Source organism: Bacillota bacterium (assembly GCA_040755295.1).
Lineage (GTDB): Bacteria > Bacillota > Desulfotomaculia > Desulfotomaculales > Ammonificaceae > SURF-55.
Window position 1 is genome coordinate 63,147 of the sequence record JBFMBK010000009.1, and the last position, 16,157, is coordinate 79,303.

At 57.5% G+C, this 16,157-nt stretch carries 18 protein-coding genes and 1 pseudogene; 12 read left to right on the plus strand and 7 right to left on the minus strand.

Annotated features, from left to right (window positions below; all coding sequences use genetic code 11):
- The first annotated feature begins 2 nt into the window (after positions 1-2).
- Positions 3-479: a hypothetical protein gene (locus tag AB1500_08300; protein ID MEW6183162.1), complete on the plus strand. Its 477-nt coding sequence runs from the start codon at positions 3-5 to the stop codon at positions 477-479.
- A gap of 108 nt (positions 480-587) precedes the next feature.
- Here the strand turns inward: AB1500_08300 and AB1500_08305 are convergent, their stop codons facing one another.
- Positions 588-1,019 carry a DUF4395 domain-containing protein gene (locus tag AB1500_08305; protein ID MEW6183163.1) on the minus strand — a complete coding sequence of 144 codons (432 nt, stop codon included), beginning with the start codon at positions 1,017-1,019 and terminating at the stop codon, positions 588-590.
- Between the two features lie 212 nt (positions 1,020-1,231).
- Positions 1,232-1,699, minus strand: a complete 468-nt coding sequence (locus tag AB1500_08310; protein ID MEW6183164.1) for a YckD family protein — start codon at positions 1,697-1,699, stop codon at positions 1,232-1,234.
- 211 nt (positions 1,700-1,910) lie between these two features.
- Here AB1500_08310 and AB1500_08315 point away from each other — a divergent pair, with 211 nt between their 5' ends.
- The 5 genes from AB1500_08315 to AB1500_08335 all read left to right on the plus strand — a co-directional run bounded on the left by AB1500_08315 (position 1,911) and on the right by AB1500_08335 (position 6,509).
- The gene (locus AB1500_08315; GenBank protein ID MEW6183165.1) at positions 1,911-2,279 is read left to right on the plus strand and encodes a hypothetical protein; all 369 of its coding nucleotides are present in this window, start codon (positions 1,911-1,913) and stop codon (positions 2,277-2,279) included.
- A gap of 3 nt (positions 2,280-2,282) precedes the next feature.
- Positions 2,283-3,395, plus strand: coding sequence for a PrsW family glutamic-type intramembrane protease (locus AB1500_08320; protein MEW6183166.1), 1,113 nt, complete (start codon positions 2,283-2,285; stop codon positions 3,393-3,395).
- A 90-nt stretch (positions 3,396-3,485) separates the two neighbouring features.
- Positions 3,486-4,997: an ASKHA domain-containing protein gene (locus AB1500_08325; GenBank protein MEW6183167.1), complete on the plus strand. Its 1,512-nt coding sequence runs from the start codon at positions 3,486-3,488 to the stop codon at positions 4,995-4,997.
- A 141-nt stretch (positions 4,998-5,138) separates the two neighbouring features.
- Positions 5,139-5,810, plus strand: a complete 672-nt coding sequence (locus AB1500_08330) for an NAD(P)/FAD-dependent oxidoreductase (protein ID MEW6183168.1) — start codon at positions 5,139-5,141, stop codon at positions 5,808-5,810.
- 12 nt (positions 5,811-5,822) lie between these two features.
- Entirely contained in the window at positions 5,823-6,509 is a 687-nt protein-coding gene (locus AB1500_08335; protein ID MEW6183169.1) for a DUF2225 domain-containing protein, read from the plus strand.
- Between the two features lie 146 nt (positions 6,510-6,655).
- Here AB1500_08335 and AB1500_08340 read toward each other — a convergent pair whose 3' ends face one another.
- The 5 genes and pseudogenes from AB1500_08340 to AB1500_08360 all read right to left on the minus strand — a co-directional run bounded on the left by AB1500_08340 (position 6,656) and on the right by AB1500_08360 (position 10,351).
- On the minus strand, positions 6,656-6,970 hold the full coding sequence (locus tag AB1500_08340) for a hypothetical protein (protein ID MEW6183170.1): 315 nt from the start codon (positions 6,968-6,970) through the stop codon (positions 6,656-6,658).
- Between the two features lie 175 nt (positions 6,971-7,145).
- Positions 7,146-8,795: a PQQ-binding-like beta-propeller repeat protein gene (locus AB1500_08345; protein ID MEW6183171.1), complete on the minus strand. Its 1,650-nt coding sequence runs from the start codon at positions 8,793-8,795 to the stop codon at positions 7,146-7,148.
- A gap of 90 nt (positions 8,796-8,885) precedes the next feature.
- Positions 8,886-9,149, minus strand: coding sequence for a helix-turn-helix domain-containing protein (locus AB1500_08350; GenBank protein ID MEW6183172.1), 264 nt, complete (start codon positions 9,147-9,149; stop codon positions 8,886-8,888).
- 10 nt (positions 9,150-9,159) lie between these two features.
- A pseudogene (locus AB1500_08355) lies at positions 9,160-9,318 on the minus strand (ABC transporter permease).
- A gap of 151 nt (positions 9,319-9,469) precedes the next feature.
- Positions 9,470-10,351: a LysM peptidoglycan-binding domain-containing protein gene (locus AB1500_08360; GenBank protein ID MEW6183173.1), complete on the minus strand. Its 882-nt coding sequence runs from the start codon at positions 10,349-10,351 to the stop codon at positions 9,470-9,472.
- 446 nt (positions 10,352-10,797) lie between these two features.
- On the opposite strand from AB1500_08360, the gene AB1500_08365 reads away from it, so the two are divergent.
- The 6 genes from AB1500_08365 (at position 10,798) to nadA (ending at position 16,118) form a co-directional block, all read left to right on the plus strand.
- On the plus strand, positions 10,798-11,523 hold the full coding sequence (locus AB1500_08365; GenBank protein ID MEW6183174.1) for an N-acetylmuramoyl-L-alanine amidase: 726 nt from the start codon (positions 10,798-10,800) through the stop codon (positions 11,521-11,523).
- A 237-nt stretch (positions 11,524-11,760) separates the two neighbouring features.
- Positions 11,761-12,627, plus strand: coding sequence for a Rossmann-like and DUF2520 domain-containing protein (locus tag AB1500_08370; GenBank protein MEW6183175.1), 867 nt, complete (start codon positions 11,761-11,763; stop codon positions 12,625-12,627).
- A 1-nt stretch (position 12,628) separates the two neighbouring features.
- Positions 12,629-13,471 carry a 3-methyl-2-oxobutanoate hydroxymethyltransferase gene (panB, locus tag AB1500_08375; protein MEW6183176.1) on the plus strand — a complete coding sequence of 281 codons (843 nt, stop codon included), beginning with the start codon at positions 12,629-12,631 and terminating at the stop codon, positions 13,469-13,471.
- Between the two features lie 184 nt (positions 13,472-13,655).
- Entirely contained in the window at positions 13,656-14,507 is an 852-nt protein-coding gene (gene panC / locus AB1500_08380; GenBank protein MEW6183177.1) for a pantoate--beta-alanine ligase, read from the plus strand.
- A complete protein-coding gene (gene panD / locus AB1500_08385; protein ID MEW6183178.1) occupies positions 14,508-14,891 on the plus strand; it encodes an aspartate 1-decarboxylase in 384 nt (127 codons plus the stop codon). It abuts the gene before it with no gap.
- 309 nt (positions 14,892-15,200) lie between these two features.
- The gene (gene nadA, locus AB1500_08390; GenBank protein MEW6183179.1) at positions 15,201-16,118 is read left to right on the plus strand and encodes a quinolinate synthase NadA; all 918 of its coding nucleotides are present in this window, start codon (positions 15,201-15,203) and stop codon (positions 16,116-16,118) included.
- Positions 16,119-16,157 lie beyond the last annotated feature (39 nt).

A 16,157-nucleotide genomic window follows, 5' to 3' on the forward strand; every position in this document is an offset into this window, starting at 1 on the left:
TATTGGCAGGGTTGGTTGCTCTGGTGCTTCTGGCATTTGCGGGCTGCGGGGCGAAACAGAATGCTTCGGTCCCGGAATCGGGGCAGCAGGCGGTGAATGCCCCCGAGGTACAAAAGACGCCGGCGGATTCCGCCGCGCCGGATGAAAGCAAGACGGATCCGGAAGAACTTGTGCTTCCCGAAGGTTTTCCTGAAGAGTTTCCGGTTTATCCCGGGGCCGTTATATGGCAGAGTTCCGTCATCATCAAGGGCCGGTACTGCGTCAAGTGGGAGACTCCCGACGTGATAGAAAAGGTCACGGCGTTCTATGAGCGCGAGCTGCCGAAGGCCGGCTACAACTGGGAGAAGTCCGTACAGTGCAGGGAATACCAGAGTTTTGGAGAGCCGGGCGGGGACGGCCGGTTGACTATAATAAGCCGCAACAGCCCCCAGTTCAACAAGAAACTCAACGGAGATACACAAATAATCTTCGCTAATTAATGTGTTTGAATGAAAAAGGTGCTCTCGCTGCCGGGAGCACCTTTTTCTCCTTCCCAACTCGTTCGGTTCCGATTCTTTAATCCGGTTAAGACGGACAAATACCCGCACTCATGGTTTAGGTCTGTAAAGCAGGGGGTACATTTTACATCCCAGACAGCAGCCGAAAAAGGCTTCCAACGCCGCACAGAATAAGAATAAAACCGCGACGACGGATGCCTGAAGCGTCCAGCCGGCCAGAAAAAGAACACCGGTAAGAACGGAAAAGAAAAGTCCCAGTTTTGCGGCAAAGAGTTTCGGCCCCGCGTTTTCCATTTGCGGTTCGACTTTCAAGGCGGCGAGCATGTATCTGCCCGCTGCGGCGAAAGGACTGAATTTCGCTCCTGACGTGGATCTCAGAAAGAAATCAGCCGCTAAGACAAAGATTAACCACTTCACCGGCGTCAACAAGAATACCAGTAACACCAGCGTTGTAAGGAATGAGGCAACGCGGGCCGCTTTTGCATTGACCGTATGCCCGGCAATCGGACAGAATTCACCCATACAGCCCCTTCTTTCTTCATAGTCGGATCATACATAACCATTATATGTTATAAACATCTGTTTATTGCCGTTATGATGATGCAATTTTCCTGTCGTTGCCGGGGCTGAAATTATTTAGGCCGGCGGCGATCAGTAGAACCTTCCCATAGCCTATAATTCGTAGGGACCGGCCAAAGGCCGGTCCCTCTGCAATCGCGGTCCTGATGTTTGCTTTAACTTGAAGTGACGGAACTGCTGTTGGATGAGCCACACGGGCAACCCGGACAGTTTCCGCCGAAACCGCTCTGGGTAGCGCCTCCGGAAGTACCCGGGCCCTGTCCCCAAAATCCCCTGCCGTGGCCCCGCAAACCTTTACCGCCGCCGAGAAAGCGCGGGACAACGTTCGGGTTGTTCTCCATGTTTTGTCTGCATTTTTCGAGCCGGTCCTTGGCCGCCTGGGCCTGTTCGGAGGTGATCACGCCGGCCTCCAGGTACTTGTCGATCATCTGCGATTTAAGATCGAGCATCTTTTGGCGCAAGGCGTTTATCTCCTTGGCCTTTTCCGGTGCGATGGTGACGGTAGATTGTGAGTTTGTGTTTGAGTCTGACGGCGTGGTTGCGCCCTGGGCTATAGCCGGAATGGCAATAGCAAGGGCTAGAAGAAAGGCAAGGCCGATCATGAACCTCTTGTTTTTAAACATAGGTTCACCTCCTTCCTAAATAATTTGCGCTGCCGACTTTAGAATAACCGGTAATTGTGGCTGAAATTTTAAGGAAGTGTTACAATTCTGTTAAACCGGTCTGTTAAACCGGTCAAGCAGGATGTTTTCTTAAGATTTGATAGGGTAAAAAGCCTCCGTCACACGATACTTAACTGTTCATTCAGGAAACTTGCGGGAGGCGGGGCGACATATGCAAAGTGTTTTATCGTTGGTAAACGATCTTTTTTCAGCCATTAATGCGTGGTTTGCGGCGGGCAACTTTAACGGACTGACGGCGGCGCAGAAGGCGGAGGCGGTAAAGAGCCTGGCGGGTTTCGCGGCCGGTGTGGGCGTCATGCCCAGGACGGCCGGCATGGGGTTCGTCGAAGGGAAGCTCGCGGGTCTGCCCGGGAAGGCCCTTCCCACCTCTCCCGAAAACGCGGCCGCCGGTCTGGTGCGCTGGCAGCTTGACATGGGGGGCGACATCGGCGGCGCCCTGTCGGGGGATCAGGCGGCGGCCGAAAGGGCGGTGGAAGGAGTGCACCGGCTCGGGGACTACATGGCGGGAAAGAAGGATTAGAAGATGAAAACATATTGGCCGCTGGTGTTCGTCACCGCGCTCTTTTTGGCCGTTCTGCCCGTTTTTTCGGCGTCATTATGGAGCGAGCTGTGGGTGGCGCTTTACTGGCCGGCCATGTTCGTTCTTCAGCTTGCGGTGCTTACCTGGCCCTGGCGCACCGTTCCCCTGCGGCTTGTTATCAGCGCCTTTCTAATGGGTGCCGGTCCCGTCATGGCGCTGGTTCTTCTTGTGCAATTGCCGCTCGTCAGTCTGCTGGAGTACGCTTACCCCGTTCATTACTTTTTTGCGGATATTGTTGGGAAGAACGTTGATGTAGGCGCGGTTTTTCTCGCGCCGGTCTGCGAAGAAGCATTTAAGATACTGCCGCTTGCGGTTATTCTCATTGTGGGTCCTTGGCGGCACCTGCGCTACACGGCCGGTCCGCTGGACCTGGCCGTACTGGGTGCGGCTCTCGGCGGCGGATTTCAGTTCATCGAGACGGTGTGGCGCGGGATGGCGGTGGACCTGCACTCCTACGCCCGTATCGCCGAGCACATCAGCCCGCACCTGGGCTGGTTCTACCTTCTGCCGACACTGGAACGGCCCGAAGCGGCTGCGACCGCCTGGTTCGGTCACGCCGGGGTGACGGCGGCTCTGGCTTTAGTCATAGGCTTTGCCCTGAGGCTGGATGCGCGGCGCCGGATCCGGTGGCTGCTGCCGGCGGCGGCCGGCGGGCTGGCAACCTTCGAGCACTTCATGACCAACCTCGGCGAGCCGGATGTATTCTGGCTGAAAGCTCTGTACATCGCCGATCTGAATGGTCTGCTGTCATCCATCCTGTTTATCGCCGGCGTGATCTGGGCTGTCATTCTGAGCGCCGGGATCTTGAAACGCTACCGAAACGTGGACCCGGAAGCCGTATTCGGTCTTCCGGAAGCGCGCGAGGTTTTTGCCCGAAAGCCGCCGACGGCCGGCAGGTTGTGGCTTGCGCTGCTGCTCATGCGGCTCAGCCGGGCGACCGCTTTCAGGCTGGACTGGTTCGGGAAAAGCCGTAACCGCCCCCGGCGCATCGCCTTCGCGCTGTACGGCATGCGGCAGACGGCGCTGGCGCTGAAGGAGAGTCTGCGGCGCTTTTAAAGAGCTTCTTCATAATAGCATTGTGTTTTCCGGTTTATCAAAAAGCTGGGTCGATTTCTTTACGATATTTATGGTATTCGGAGGCAGACGTTGCTGAGCAGGAAACTGTATGTCGAGCTTTCGCAACCTCATCTTGAGGACAATACGGCCGATAAGGAACGGCTTCTGGCGGCGATTCCCGCGGATACCGGTGAGGTAAGCGTGCCACTGAACGTGATACGGCGGATGTCCGGGGTGCTGCGGGATTCGGACTGGCGCGTAACGGTGACGCTCGGACGGGATGTGGGAGGCTGGCGGCTTCAGGCGGTTGAGCGGGGGGACACCACGGGAAGGCAGTACGGTCTGGCGGTCGATGCGGGAACGACGACGATAACCGCGGCGGTGGTAGATTTGACCTCGGGAAAGGTGACGGCTGCGGCGGCGGGCGAGAACATGCAGACGCTGGTGGGGGAGGATATCCTCACAAGGATTCATGCCTCCGGCGAGGAAGGACCGGCGGAACTTCAGGTCCTGCTCTTGGAAAGCATTAATCGGATAGCGGAAGAAGCGGCCTCCGATGCCGGGGTTTCTTTGGCGGAGGTAACATCCGTGGCGGTGGGAGCCAATACCGCCGTGATCCATTTTTTCCTGGGGCTGGACCCGTCGCGGATCTGCCGGGAGCCGTATATTCCGGTCGTAAACAACCCCGGATTCCTGCGTGCGGGAGATTTATGGCTCGCGGTTCACCCGGAGGCGGTGGTTTACTGCCTGCCCGGGGTCGGGAGCTATGTAGGCGGCGACGCGGTAGCGGGTATCCTGGTGAGCGGGATGTGCCGGGAGGACGAAACGGCGCTTTTCATGGACATTGGGACCAACGGGGAGATGGTCATAGGCGGCAGGGAATGGCTGGTCGCGGCGGCGGGAGCGGCGGGACCGGCTTTGGAGAGCGGTGTGGTGCGCCAGGGGATGCGTGCCGGGCCGGGAGCGGTGGACCGCGTGCGCATCGGCCCCCGGACGCAGACGGTTGAATACCGGGTGATGGACGGCGGCAGGGCGAAGGGACTGTGCGGCTCGGCGGTGGTGGACGCCCTGGCCGGGATGCTTCTGGCAGGGGTTATCGACCGGGCGGGACGCTTCCGTGACGGGCGCGAAGCGTTTGTGGCGGTCCCGGGAAGCGATACGGAGAGCGGTGCGGATATCGTAATTACGCAGCAAGACATCAAAAGCTTCCTCAAGACTAAAGGGGCGGTCAACGCGGCGATGGAAACCCTCCTGGCCGCCGTGGGCGTAAGGCCCGCAGAAATCAGCCGGTTTTATGCCGCCGGCGCCTTCGGAGAAAATCTTGACGTAGAGGCCGCTGTTACCATCGGGCTCTATCCCGATCTCCCGCGCTACCGGATCGGGCTGCTCGGGAACACCTCGCTCGAAGGGGCAAGACGGGCGCTTGTTTTCGAGGAGGCAAGACGGGAGATGGAGGAGATCCGCCGGCGGGTGACCTACTTTGAGCTGAACGTGAATGCGGACTTCATGAACCGTTTTGCGGGCAGCCGGTTCTTTCCTCATACCGATATTTCGCTCTACCCTTCAGTCGAGAAGAAATTAAAAGAAGCGGGTTTGCTATAACGATTTTCATCGAATCCCGCCTGGGACCTCTCCCATTGTCAAATACTTTCCATATAATCCCTGCCTCAAACCTCCACCCTTATAATCTTGCAGGAATAACGTTTCCTGGCGCCGAAAATGACGGGCACAGGGGGTGTTGTTATGGCGAACGAACAAGAGTGCCCGCGTGGCGCCATTCTCCAGCGTGATAAAGAAACCTACGCTATCGTACCGCGGTTTGCGCCCGCCGGCGTGATGGACGCCGCCGTATTCCGGCGGTTGGCGGACGTGATAGAAAAGTACGGCATTCCCGTGGCGAAGATTACTTCCGCGCAGCGGATTGCCCTGGTCGGGATAAAACCCGAGGACGTGGAAGCGATTTGGGCCGACCTAGGGGTGGGGCCTGCCCCGGCGACGGGGCACTGCGTACACTACGTACAGGCTTGCCCGGGGAACGCTTTTTGCCGTTTCGGACAGCAGGATTCCCTGGGTTTGGGCGCGCGCCTGGACAAATTACTCGTCGGGTACGGTGAGTTTGCGCACAAGGTGAAAATCGGACTTTCCGGCTGCACTTTCAACTGCGGGGAATCCTGGCTCAGGGATTTCGGGGCTTTCGGTAAACCCAAGGGCTGGACGGTGATTGCCGGTGGAACCAGCGGCGGCAGGCCGCGGATCGGCGACGAAATGGCGCGGGACGTGGACGGTGAAACGGTGGTCGCTCTGGCCCGAAAGGCGCTGGATCTTTACGGGGAACTTGCGAAACGGGGCGAGCGACTGGGCCGTACAATTGAACGGGTGGGAGTTGAGGTTTTCCGGGCCCGCCTTTTAGACTGAGGTACATGGGCAATGAGCCTGGTGCCGGTTTTTTGCCGCCTGCGCTGTCCGGAGTGTTATACCGCTTTTCCGGCGGAGGTAATGAAGGGTACCGGTTCGGGCGGCTTCCTGGAGAGTGACTTGTGCTACCGGGCGGGCAGCATTTTTGTCTACCCTTTTTTTGTCGTGGTATGTCCCGGCTGCCGTTTTGCCGCCAACTACGAGGAGTTCGACTATCTGGGCGGGTTTCCCCGTTACAGCGAGTACCACCCGATACAGCGGGCGCTCGGGAAATTCTTGCGCGAGCAGCGAGCGCTGTATCCCGGGAGCGAAAAGTACCGGCTCGCGGTCATCTGGCAGCGGCGCAGGAAAGCGCCCGTAATGCGTCTCGCGCGCCTCCACCTGCGCGGGTCATGGTGCGCGCGCTACGAGGGCGACCCGGAGGCGGAGCGCTACCATCAGGAACAGGCGGTCAGGCTTTTCCAGGGGGCGCTCGCGCAGGGGTGCGGCGGGGTGGAAGCGGCGGTTACCGGCTATCTGGTCGGAGAACTGTACCGCCGGCTGGGAAGGTTCAGCGAGGCGGAATCTGTTTTCGGAGGGCTGAAGGAGGATTCCCTGCCGGAGTGGCTGCGCCCGGGTTTTCGGGCGATGCGGGATCTTGCCGCGCTCAGGGACGATTCGCCGAAGGTCCTTCCAAGTAACTATTCAGCCGTCACTTAACACTTACGGAGCGCGGCGAGAAGTCATGCAGTGCAAGGAAGACCGGCGGAGACGAACCGGAGCGTACTGAATACGTACGTGAGGATTCGGCTTCGCCGCGCTGACGCAGCAATGCGTTGCTTATCGCCGCGCTCTTCATCAGTACGTTACCCTTCTGCGACCGTAGCGAGAACCCGGTCGCCGGTTGCTTCAAACCCTGAATCCCCGTACATTTTTGCCAGCGTTCCATCCGCCGAATCGTAAAATAGGTAGACTTCTTTGCGTCTTTCCGTCAAATCACGGCAAAGGTGCAACGTGCAGTCCCGGGAAAACCCCTGCCTCCGGTACGCTTCCTTCGTAAAGACTCCTCCGACCATCGCCGTATCGCCGGTTTCGGTCGTCGTCAGGGCGCATGACACGATACGGCTGCCTTCGTTGTGCCGCAGCGCGGCATGGGTGATCCCTTGTAAAATATCAGGCACAAGCTCTTTCCTGAATCGCAGCCTTTGACTTAGTGTTTTCCACTGTTAGCTGAGGACTGAGGACTTTCGACTGAGGGACTTGACCCGCAATCCGTAACAACTATTGTTGCTTTTCCCTGTCATGCGGACTTAGGACTGTCGACTGAGGACTTGATTTGCGGCTTGTAACTTTCTGTTACTTTATCCGCACACCCCAGATCTTTTGTCCCCTGGTGCCGACCACGACCATGTCATCGAAGACCGCGGGGGAACCCTCGACATTGGCGCCCAGGTTGACCTTATCGCGGATTATGCCTTTCCTTCCGTCGATCAGGTACATACTGCCGCCGGAGTCGCAGAAGACGATGTAACCCTTCCCGCCCGGGGTATAGACATCGACCGGCGAACTCCAGGAGTAATAGGGAAGCGCTATCTCCCACACGGTCTTGCCGCTATCTTTATTAAAGGCGACGAGCCTTCCTCCTTTCGGCCCGTTGCACCGGGCGATGCTGTAAATCACCAGGTCGGAGATGTCATGTTTGCCTAACGCGGGGGTGGCGAGCGTTCCGCCGTTCTCGTAAACATTGTGGGAACACGAAAAGGACCTTTCCCACATCGTCGTGCCTGTTAAGGCGTTAATTTTCCTGACGTAGGAGGATCCGCCCTTTCTCTGTTTATCCACCTCGCAGGCGGTGTAAAGAACGGCGCCGCCGCCTTCCTCCTCCAGGACCGCGGTACTGTCCGTGTCGTCGGTTACACTCCGCGCCCACACGGGGACAAGCGTATTTAAATCCAGACACTGCAGCACCCCGTCGTTGTCCGCGAAATAGGCGAAGTGCTTATAAACGGCGACGGAGTCTTCTATGCCGCTTTGCCTGTTAAGCGAACAGCGGTAACGGTACCTTACCTCTTCCGGATTGATTTGCAGAAGGCCGCGTTCGGGGTCGAAAGCGGTGTTCAGCTTTATGATATAAACGAGGCCGTTCTCGCCGGCTTCGATGAGCGTGTCCGCGCCGGCGTGGACCAGGCTGTTTGAATCGAACGCCCCCCAACCTTTCAGCGCAGGTTTATCGTGCCCGTTGATAAAGAACATAAGCCTTTCGTCAAGCAGGCTGTAAACGCTGAAACCTATGGGAACCCGCTTGCCGTTCACGGCGTCTATCCCCTGGCCTACATAAAGCAGCGGAATCCCCCTGGGGTCCACGGAAACGCTTCCCTTAACGGGGCCCGGCATGTTGATCGGGGGGCGGGTCGGTTCGCCCGTTCCAAGGTCGAGAAAGTAGACCCTGCCGTCCAGTGCCCCGCAAATGACTTCTTTCAGGCCTTCCTTCTTTTTGGCGGCCGGGAAAAGGTTCATTTTCTGCTTCAGGTTTTCGTTCCATTTGATTATCACCGGCTGTCCCGTCCAGCCGACACCGGTCCAGGAGTCTATCCGACCCGTCCGGCGGCTCCATACCTTCTCCAGTTTTTCAAGGGTTACGCCTGCGCACCCGTAACTGGCGGAGTCCCGGTAATTGTTGCCTCTGAAGCAAACCACACCTTCTACCCCGGTGTAGTCCGAGGACGCGTCGAATGATAAATCACCGTTTCTTTTAAAGGGTTGGACGACCTTTTTACCGCTGAAAACCAGGGTTTTAAAATTCAAAGCGGAAGGAAGGTTGGCCGCGGGAACCTTATGGACGACGGCGGGTTCAACCGTGCCCTTTTCCTCGGATCCTCCGGATACGGGAGAAGGAGAAGCGTTTCCTCCGTGTTGCGAAAAGCCGATGGCGGAAAACAGGGTCACCGATACCGCGATCAAAACAAACAGACCGGTTATGGGTAGAATAACCTTTAGATTCTTCACGGCGCAGCCTCGCAAAATCGTTGAAAGGATCCATTCAGGCGTTCCGTTGGCGAAATACCAAGCTAATGGTTGCGTTTAAAGAAGGCAGTGCTAAATATTGGTATATACGATACAACTATTTGCTTCCGTATGCAAGATGTATTTAAAAACAGCGTGGGATAATGTTGTGTTTTTAAGAACGGTCGACTGCCCCCGCCGCTCGACGCCGGTTATCATATCATCGAGAACCGCCTCGATTATCTCGTCCTTGCCGGCGAAGTAGCGGCAAAGGGTGCGCTTGCTCACACCGGCGGCCGCAGCCAGTTCGTCGGTGGTCACAGCGTGGAACCCTTTCTTTCCGGCCAGTTCTTTCATTGCGTTTGGAAATGTCCCGCCAGAGGTATTGCACGCCGATACCCTTGAGCATAATCCCCCGCAGGATATCGAGAAAATAGGTCAGGGGGATGAGGTTGCCGATGTATCGGATGACGGCCGGCATGGAAGAGCGCGGGAAGATGAACCCGCGCAGGAGCACGCTCGGCAGCCGCGTTCCCTTTCCCGCACCAGGGCGAAAGCCGTAAGCATAACGGTGATGTTCTGCACAAAAGCCAGGAGATGCCGGGATTGGGCTCCGCCCGACTGTTTCCGCAATGGCTCTACTACTTGACTCGTAACCTGCGATTCGTGACCCGCGACTAAATAAGAAGTATTTCGTCAAAACCGACACGCGCCAGAAACCCGGTTCTTCCGGTGCTTACCGCCTGCACATAATCGTATAACTGGATGCCGCCTCTCGGACCTTCTTCACCGGTGGGGCTCGGGATGTGCCATCTGAGGGCGATAACTTCCGTGCCTGCGGGCAGCGGCGTCCCTGTGGAACCTATCTGAGGCCAGTCTAAAAGGGTGACATCCCGCATGATCAGATGAACCCTTTTACGCCCCTGCGCCACAAGATCGATCCGTCTTAAGGCCAGCGGAACCAGGTCGGCGACGGCGGGGTCACCGCTCACGCCGCCGAGAGCAGTCCTGACCTGCCGGTTGAGGCCGAGCCTGCCGAAACTGATCACGGTGTAAGCCCGCACTACATCGCAAGGATTCCGGAGCAACTGCAGTAAATAGGGGATAGCCCTGCGTCCCAGCGCTTCCCACTGGAAAGAGCCGATGTAGTAAATACCGTGAATCTGGAGCGGGTTGAGCATATCGCAGTACTGCGCCGCCGTCCGCTCCCAGGTCTCTTTAAGTTGTGCGGGGTCGGGGATTTCGGGTGCGATAAGTAGTTCGGAGCCTGCCAGAATGTAATTCGGGTCGGGTATCTGGTTGATTCGCGCCAGCACTTCTATTGTGGTGCCGAACTCGCGGGCAAGACACCAAAGGGTGTCTCCCGGGCGCACGACATAATAGGGGCCGCCGCCGGCTTTCGGCAGGTCGAGCCCCGGTTCCGGGATGATCAGGACCTCACCGGGGTAGATGATATCCGGGTTGCAGATCACATTGGCGCCGAGTATCGCGTCTATGGTGGTGCCGAAACGCCCCGCAATAAGGTACAAGGTATCTCCGGACCGAACGAAATACAGCATGGGTTCTTCCCTCCTTAGTTATCATGATATTTCGGAAACTGAATAAGTGTTTCTTGATAAAGCTTCCGCCCGTTATGCCGGACGGCGGTGAAGGAGTCGCCTATGCCGCGTTGCGGCACAACGAAAAATGAAAAACATTTTCATAACGTTTTGTGCCTGAGCGCAGCGAAAGGCATGGTTATAAGAATGAAAATCGGAACGGTAAGGCATTTGCCTGTTATCCGGATTTGTTTTCTTGAGCGCCTTGGCGGTTGATTCTATTTTCTGAGGAGTTCGCCATGCTGCCGAAGACGGCACCACGTCGAATGAAAATGAGGACCCTTAAGCTGGTCACTTAGAAGCAGTGACGTAACAAAGGCGGAACGCGGCGAGAAGTGATGCAGCAATGCGTTACTTATCGCCGCGCCCGGCGAAAGAAGCACTATTTTCAAGAGGAGGTAATTGGGATGCTGGTGTGCCTAGACCCCGGTCACGGGGGCTACGATCCGGGAGCGACAGGGCCGTCAGGATTAAAAGAAAAGGACGTCAACCTTGAGGTTGCGCTCAAGACCGGTTCTTATCTTGAGAGAGCGAGAGTAGGCGTGATTTTTACGCGGAATAGTGATCAGGTTCCGTGGCCCGCGGATAAAAACAAGGATCTTGCCGCGCGGTGTGAGATAGCGAACAAGGCGGGCACCGACCTTTTTGTCAGCGTTCACTGCAACGGCGCAAACGATCCGAAGGCTAACGGAACGGAAACCTATTCCTTCAGCGACACGGGACCGGGAGCCGATGCCGCAAAACTGGTGCAGGCCGAACTATTGGAAGCACTCAAGCTGCGCGACCGGGGCACCAAAACGGCCAGGTTTTACGTCCTCCGGCACACCGTTATGCCGGCGGTGCTCACGGAGCTTGCTTTCATCAGCAACCCTCATGAAGAGCATCTTCTGGCGCTTCCGGGGGCCAGGACTATTATGGCGCGGGCGATAGCGCGTGCGGCAGCCCGCCATTTTGGTGTGGAATTGCCGGAAGAAGAGCCGCGGCTGGTTATAAACGGCCGACCCGCACTCGGCGTGCCCTTTAAGATAGTCGACGGTAAGACCTGGGTTGAACTGCGTTCCTTTGTTGAGGCCATCGGGGGTACGGTGCAGTGGGACGAAAGAACTAAAACCGTAAACGTAACAACAAGATAGGCGTTTTTTTCAGTTCGCCCCGCCAAAACTACCGGTCGGGATTAGTTGATTGCTTTGTTTGATGCTCATATGATAATATACTGGCTGATGAGGGCGGCATCGATCGGGAGCCGCACCACCAATTTCTTTTTTACAGGCAAATCCGCTTGGAGCCGGTAAGGACCGAGACGGGGGTAGCAGTGTATTATACCTTTCGGACGGCCCGGAGGTATTTTCTTTTTTTAAGGGGGTGGGGTTTTGCATCAACATCCAAAGGTGGCCGTAATCGGGGCGGGCCGCGTTGGTTCCGCCCTGGCCCTGAGTCTGACAGAAAGGGGCTATCCGGTGGCGGCGGTGGCAAGCCGGAGCGCGGCTTCGGCCGAGCGTCTCGCCGCGAAGGTGGGCGCAAGGGTCTGCGCGGCGGCGGAAGCGGCGCGGGAAGGCGAACTGGTGTTCGTAACGACTCCCGACGGTGTTATCGGGACGACGGCGGCGGAAATCGCCCGCGAAGGGGGCATCCGCGGGGGCCAGTATGTGGCCCATGTAAGCGGCGCGCACCCGGCGGCGATCTTAATGCCGGCAAAGGAAGCCGGCGCGGTGGTGTTTTCGCTGCATCCGCTGCAGTCTTTCGCGACGCCGGAGCTTGCACTGGAGCGCCTGCCCGGTTCGTACTTCACCTTTGAAGGCGACCGGGACGCCTATCCGCTGGCGCGACAGCTGGTAGACGACCTGGGCGGCAGCCTTTTTCAGATAGAGGCGGCGGCAAAGCCGCTCTATCACGCCGCAGCCTGTGTCGCCTCCAATTATCTTGTCACGCTGCTTGATCTGGTGCTCGTCCTCGCCGGGCAGTCCGGTTTGCCGCGGGCCGATATTTTGCCCGCTTTCCTTCCTTTGATCCAGGGCACCATAAACAATGTAAGCGAGGTGGGACCGATTGCCGCGCTTACAGGACCGGTCGCCCGCGGGGACAGCGGGACGATCCGGCAGCACGCCGCGGCGATGGGGAAGGAAGAATGGGGGCTTTACCGTCTGATCGGACTTTTTACCGTGAAAATAGCCCGGGAGAAGGGTTTATCACCCGAAGCGGCAGAAGAACTCCAAAAAATTTTCAGCGAGGTGAAGTGAAATGTCCAAGGAACGGGTGACAACGGCGGATCTCAGGCGGTGGAAAGACGAAAAGCGACCGATAACGATGCTTACCGCCTACGATTTTCCCACCGCCAGACTGGTGGACGAGTCGGGGATAGACACCATTCTGGTCGGGGATTCGCTGGGCAACGTTATTCTCGGGTACGACTCCACTCTGCCCGTTACGATGGAAGAAATGCTCCATCATACGAAGGCGGTGGCGCGGGGCGCCTTCCGGGCGATGGTGATCGGGGACATGCCGTTCATGTCTTACCAGGTTTCCGTAGAAGAAGCGGTTTATAACGCAGGCCGTTTCTTAAAGGAGGCGGGAGCGCAGGCGGTTAAGCTTGAAGGCGGGCAGGATTGGGCCGATACGGTAAAAGCGATTGCGGTCAGCGGCATCCCGGTGGTCGGGCACATCGGACTGACGCCGCAGTACGTGCACCAGCTCGGGGGCTACCGGGTGCAGGGCCGGCAGGCCCAAGCCGCCCGGCGCCTCGTGCAGGATGCGGTCAGTCTCGCGGAGGCGGGCGCCTGCGCCATAGTGCTGGAGTGTGTGCCTTCCGAGGTGGCCCGGCGGATAACGGAGAGGGTGCCGGTGCCTACCATAGGCATAGGGGCGGGTTCCGACTGCGACGGGCAGGTGCTGGTTTCGCACGATCTTCTCGGGCTTTACGGCGGTTTTTCACCCAAGTTCGCCAAACGTTACGCCAACCTGGTGGATGAAATCAAGCGGGCGTTGGAGGCCTACCGGGAAGAGGTTTTGAAAAAGGAATTTCCTTGCCCCGAGCATTCTTTCTCCATGCCGGCGGAGGAACTGGATGATTTCTTGAAAGAGTAGTCGTAAGTCACGGGAAGTTCCAAGTTGAAAGTCCTCAGTCCTCAGTCCTCAGTCCGGGGGCATTGGGGAAACAATAACAGTCGCAAGTTGCGGGTCACGGGTTACGGGTTAGATTTTTTATACTGCATACTGATGACTGACTACTGGATAATAAGCCTTGAATACTCACCAAGGAGTAAGTATTATGGATATATTCCAAAGAATTACGGAGATGCGCGGATACGTAAACGGGGTGCGCGCGGAAGGAAAACGGGTCGGGTTTGTGCCCACGATGGGTTTCCTTCACGTCGGTCACGCCGCGCTGATGTCGACCGCACGGGAAGATACCGACCGGGTGGTGGTAAGTATCTTCGTTAATCCGCTGCAATTTGGTCCCAGGGAAGATTTTCGTGAGTATCCCCGGGACCTTGAAAGGGACCGGCGAATCTGCCGCGACGCCGGGGTGCACGCGCTGTTTCTCCCGGAAGCGGGGGAGATGTACCCGGACGGATTCGCCACCACCGTTGACGTATCGGGGATAACAGACGTTCTCTGCGGTCGTTCCCGTCCGGGGCATTTCCGGGGCGTGGCGACGGTGGTGACGAAGCTTCTGAACATCGTACAACCTGACCGGGCGTACTTCGGAATTAAGGACGCGCAGCAGGTGGCGGTGATCCGGCGGATGGTGGAGGACTTGAACATCCCGACCAGCGTGATGGTTCATCCTACGGTGCGCGAGGCTGACGGGCTGGCCGTCAGTTCCCGGAACGTCTACCTGGGAAGCGAGGAAAGACAGGCGTCGCCGGTTATTTACCGGAGCCTGAAGCTGGCCGAGGAGGCCGTCCGGAAAGGCGAGCGAAACCCGGCGCGGCTGCAAAGGCTGCTGGAGGCGAACATCAGTGCCGAACCGCTTGCGCGGCTGGACTACGCCGAGGTTTTAAACTGGCCGGAATTGAAGCCTGTCGAGGAAATACAGCCGGGCAGGTTGTTGATGGCGGTAGCCGCGTTTTTCGGGCGGGCGCGGCTGATTGACAATGTTTTGGTGGAGGTGGAGTAAATGCTCCTAATGATGTTAAGGGGAAAAATCCACCGGGCCACGGTTACGGAGACCAATGTGGACTACGTCGGCAGTATAACCATTGATGAGGCGTTGATGGAGGCGGCGGATATCTTTCCGGGGGAAAGGGTTCAGGTCGCCGATATTAGTAACGGCGAGCGCTTCGAGACGTACACCATTTCGGGACCGCGGGATTCGGGGGTTGTCTGTCTCAACGGCGCGGGCGCCCTGCTGGCGAAGCCCGGAGATAAAATCATCATTATCGCTTACGCCGTTGTTCCCTACGCGGAGGCCCGCAGTTTCCGGCCCAGGATAGTGATGGTAGACGATAAAAACAAGGTGGTTGAGGTCAAGCGGGAGGAAACCCACGGCACGGTTGGGTAGGAGAATAGAATGCAGAATTCAGAATGTAGAAGGTAGAAGCTTCGGGATGTGAACCCTGCGAGGGAAGCTGGGAGCATCTAAAACGGGACATTGGACAGTATATTATAATGCCGGAGCGGGAGTAAGTTGCAGGAATTCGTATATCGGATTCCTTTTTTCATACCTTTTGGGACAAAGCCCGGCTTCAGGCACAATTTACCGGTGCTTCCGCAACCTTCTTGACAGTGCAAAGCGCCCCAATTAGAATTAACCTTAATCCAAGGGCTGAGCGGCTTTTGTTGTGACCAATAACGCAGGAGATGTGAAGCATTGAGCGGCAACAATGAACTGGTGCAGGAAATCAAACGGCTTAAAGAGGAACGGGATGCGCTGATACTCAGCCATTACTACCAGCGTCCCGAGGTACAGGAGATCGCGGATTACATCGGCGATTCACTGGAACTTTCGCGCCGTGCGGCATCTACGCCCGCCGGGGTGCTGGTTTTCTGCGGTGTACACTTTATGGCGGAAACCGCGGCCGTATTATCACCCGATAAAACGGTGCTCATTCCGGATTTGCAGGCCGGGTGCCCATTGGCGGAGACAGTAACCCCGGAAGCGCTCAGGGCACGGAAGGAACAAATGCCCGAAGCCGCGGTTGTCTGTTATGTCAACACCTCGGCGGCGGTGAAAGCGGAGAGTGACATCGTCTGCACCTCCGCCAACGCATCAAAGGTGGTGCAGAGCCTGCCGCCGGAAAAGGAGGTTTTGTTCGTCCCCGACTATAATCTGGGCCAATACGCGGCGTCGCAGAACCCGGACCGGCGTTTTGTATTATGGGACGGGCATTGTTATGTTCATGACCGGATCCGGTCTATTGATATCCTCAGAGCCCGGAAAGAGCACCCCGGCGCCCGGGTTATAGCGCACCCGGAGTGCCGCGCAGAGGTGCTTTCCCTGGCCGACAAGGTGGCGAGCACCTCGGGGATGCTCCGTTTTGCCGGCGAAAGTTCGGCCGAGGAGTTTATTGTTGTGACAGAAGAAGGCCTTTTGTATCAGCTCCGCAAAGAAAATCCGGAAAAACGGTTTTATCTTGCATCCGCGTCTTTAATCTGTTCGCAGATGAAGCAGATCACTCTCGAAAAGATTTGCGATGCGCTCCGTACACTCGAGCCGCGGGTGGAGGTCCCGGGTGAGGTACGCGAGCGTGCGGTGCAAGCGGTGGAGCGGATGCTGGCGGTGGGCTGACGGGTAATTGTTTGGGGTCAGGATTCAGTATCCAGAAGT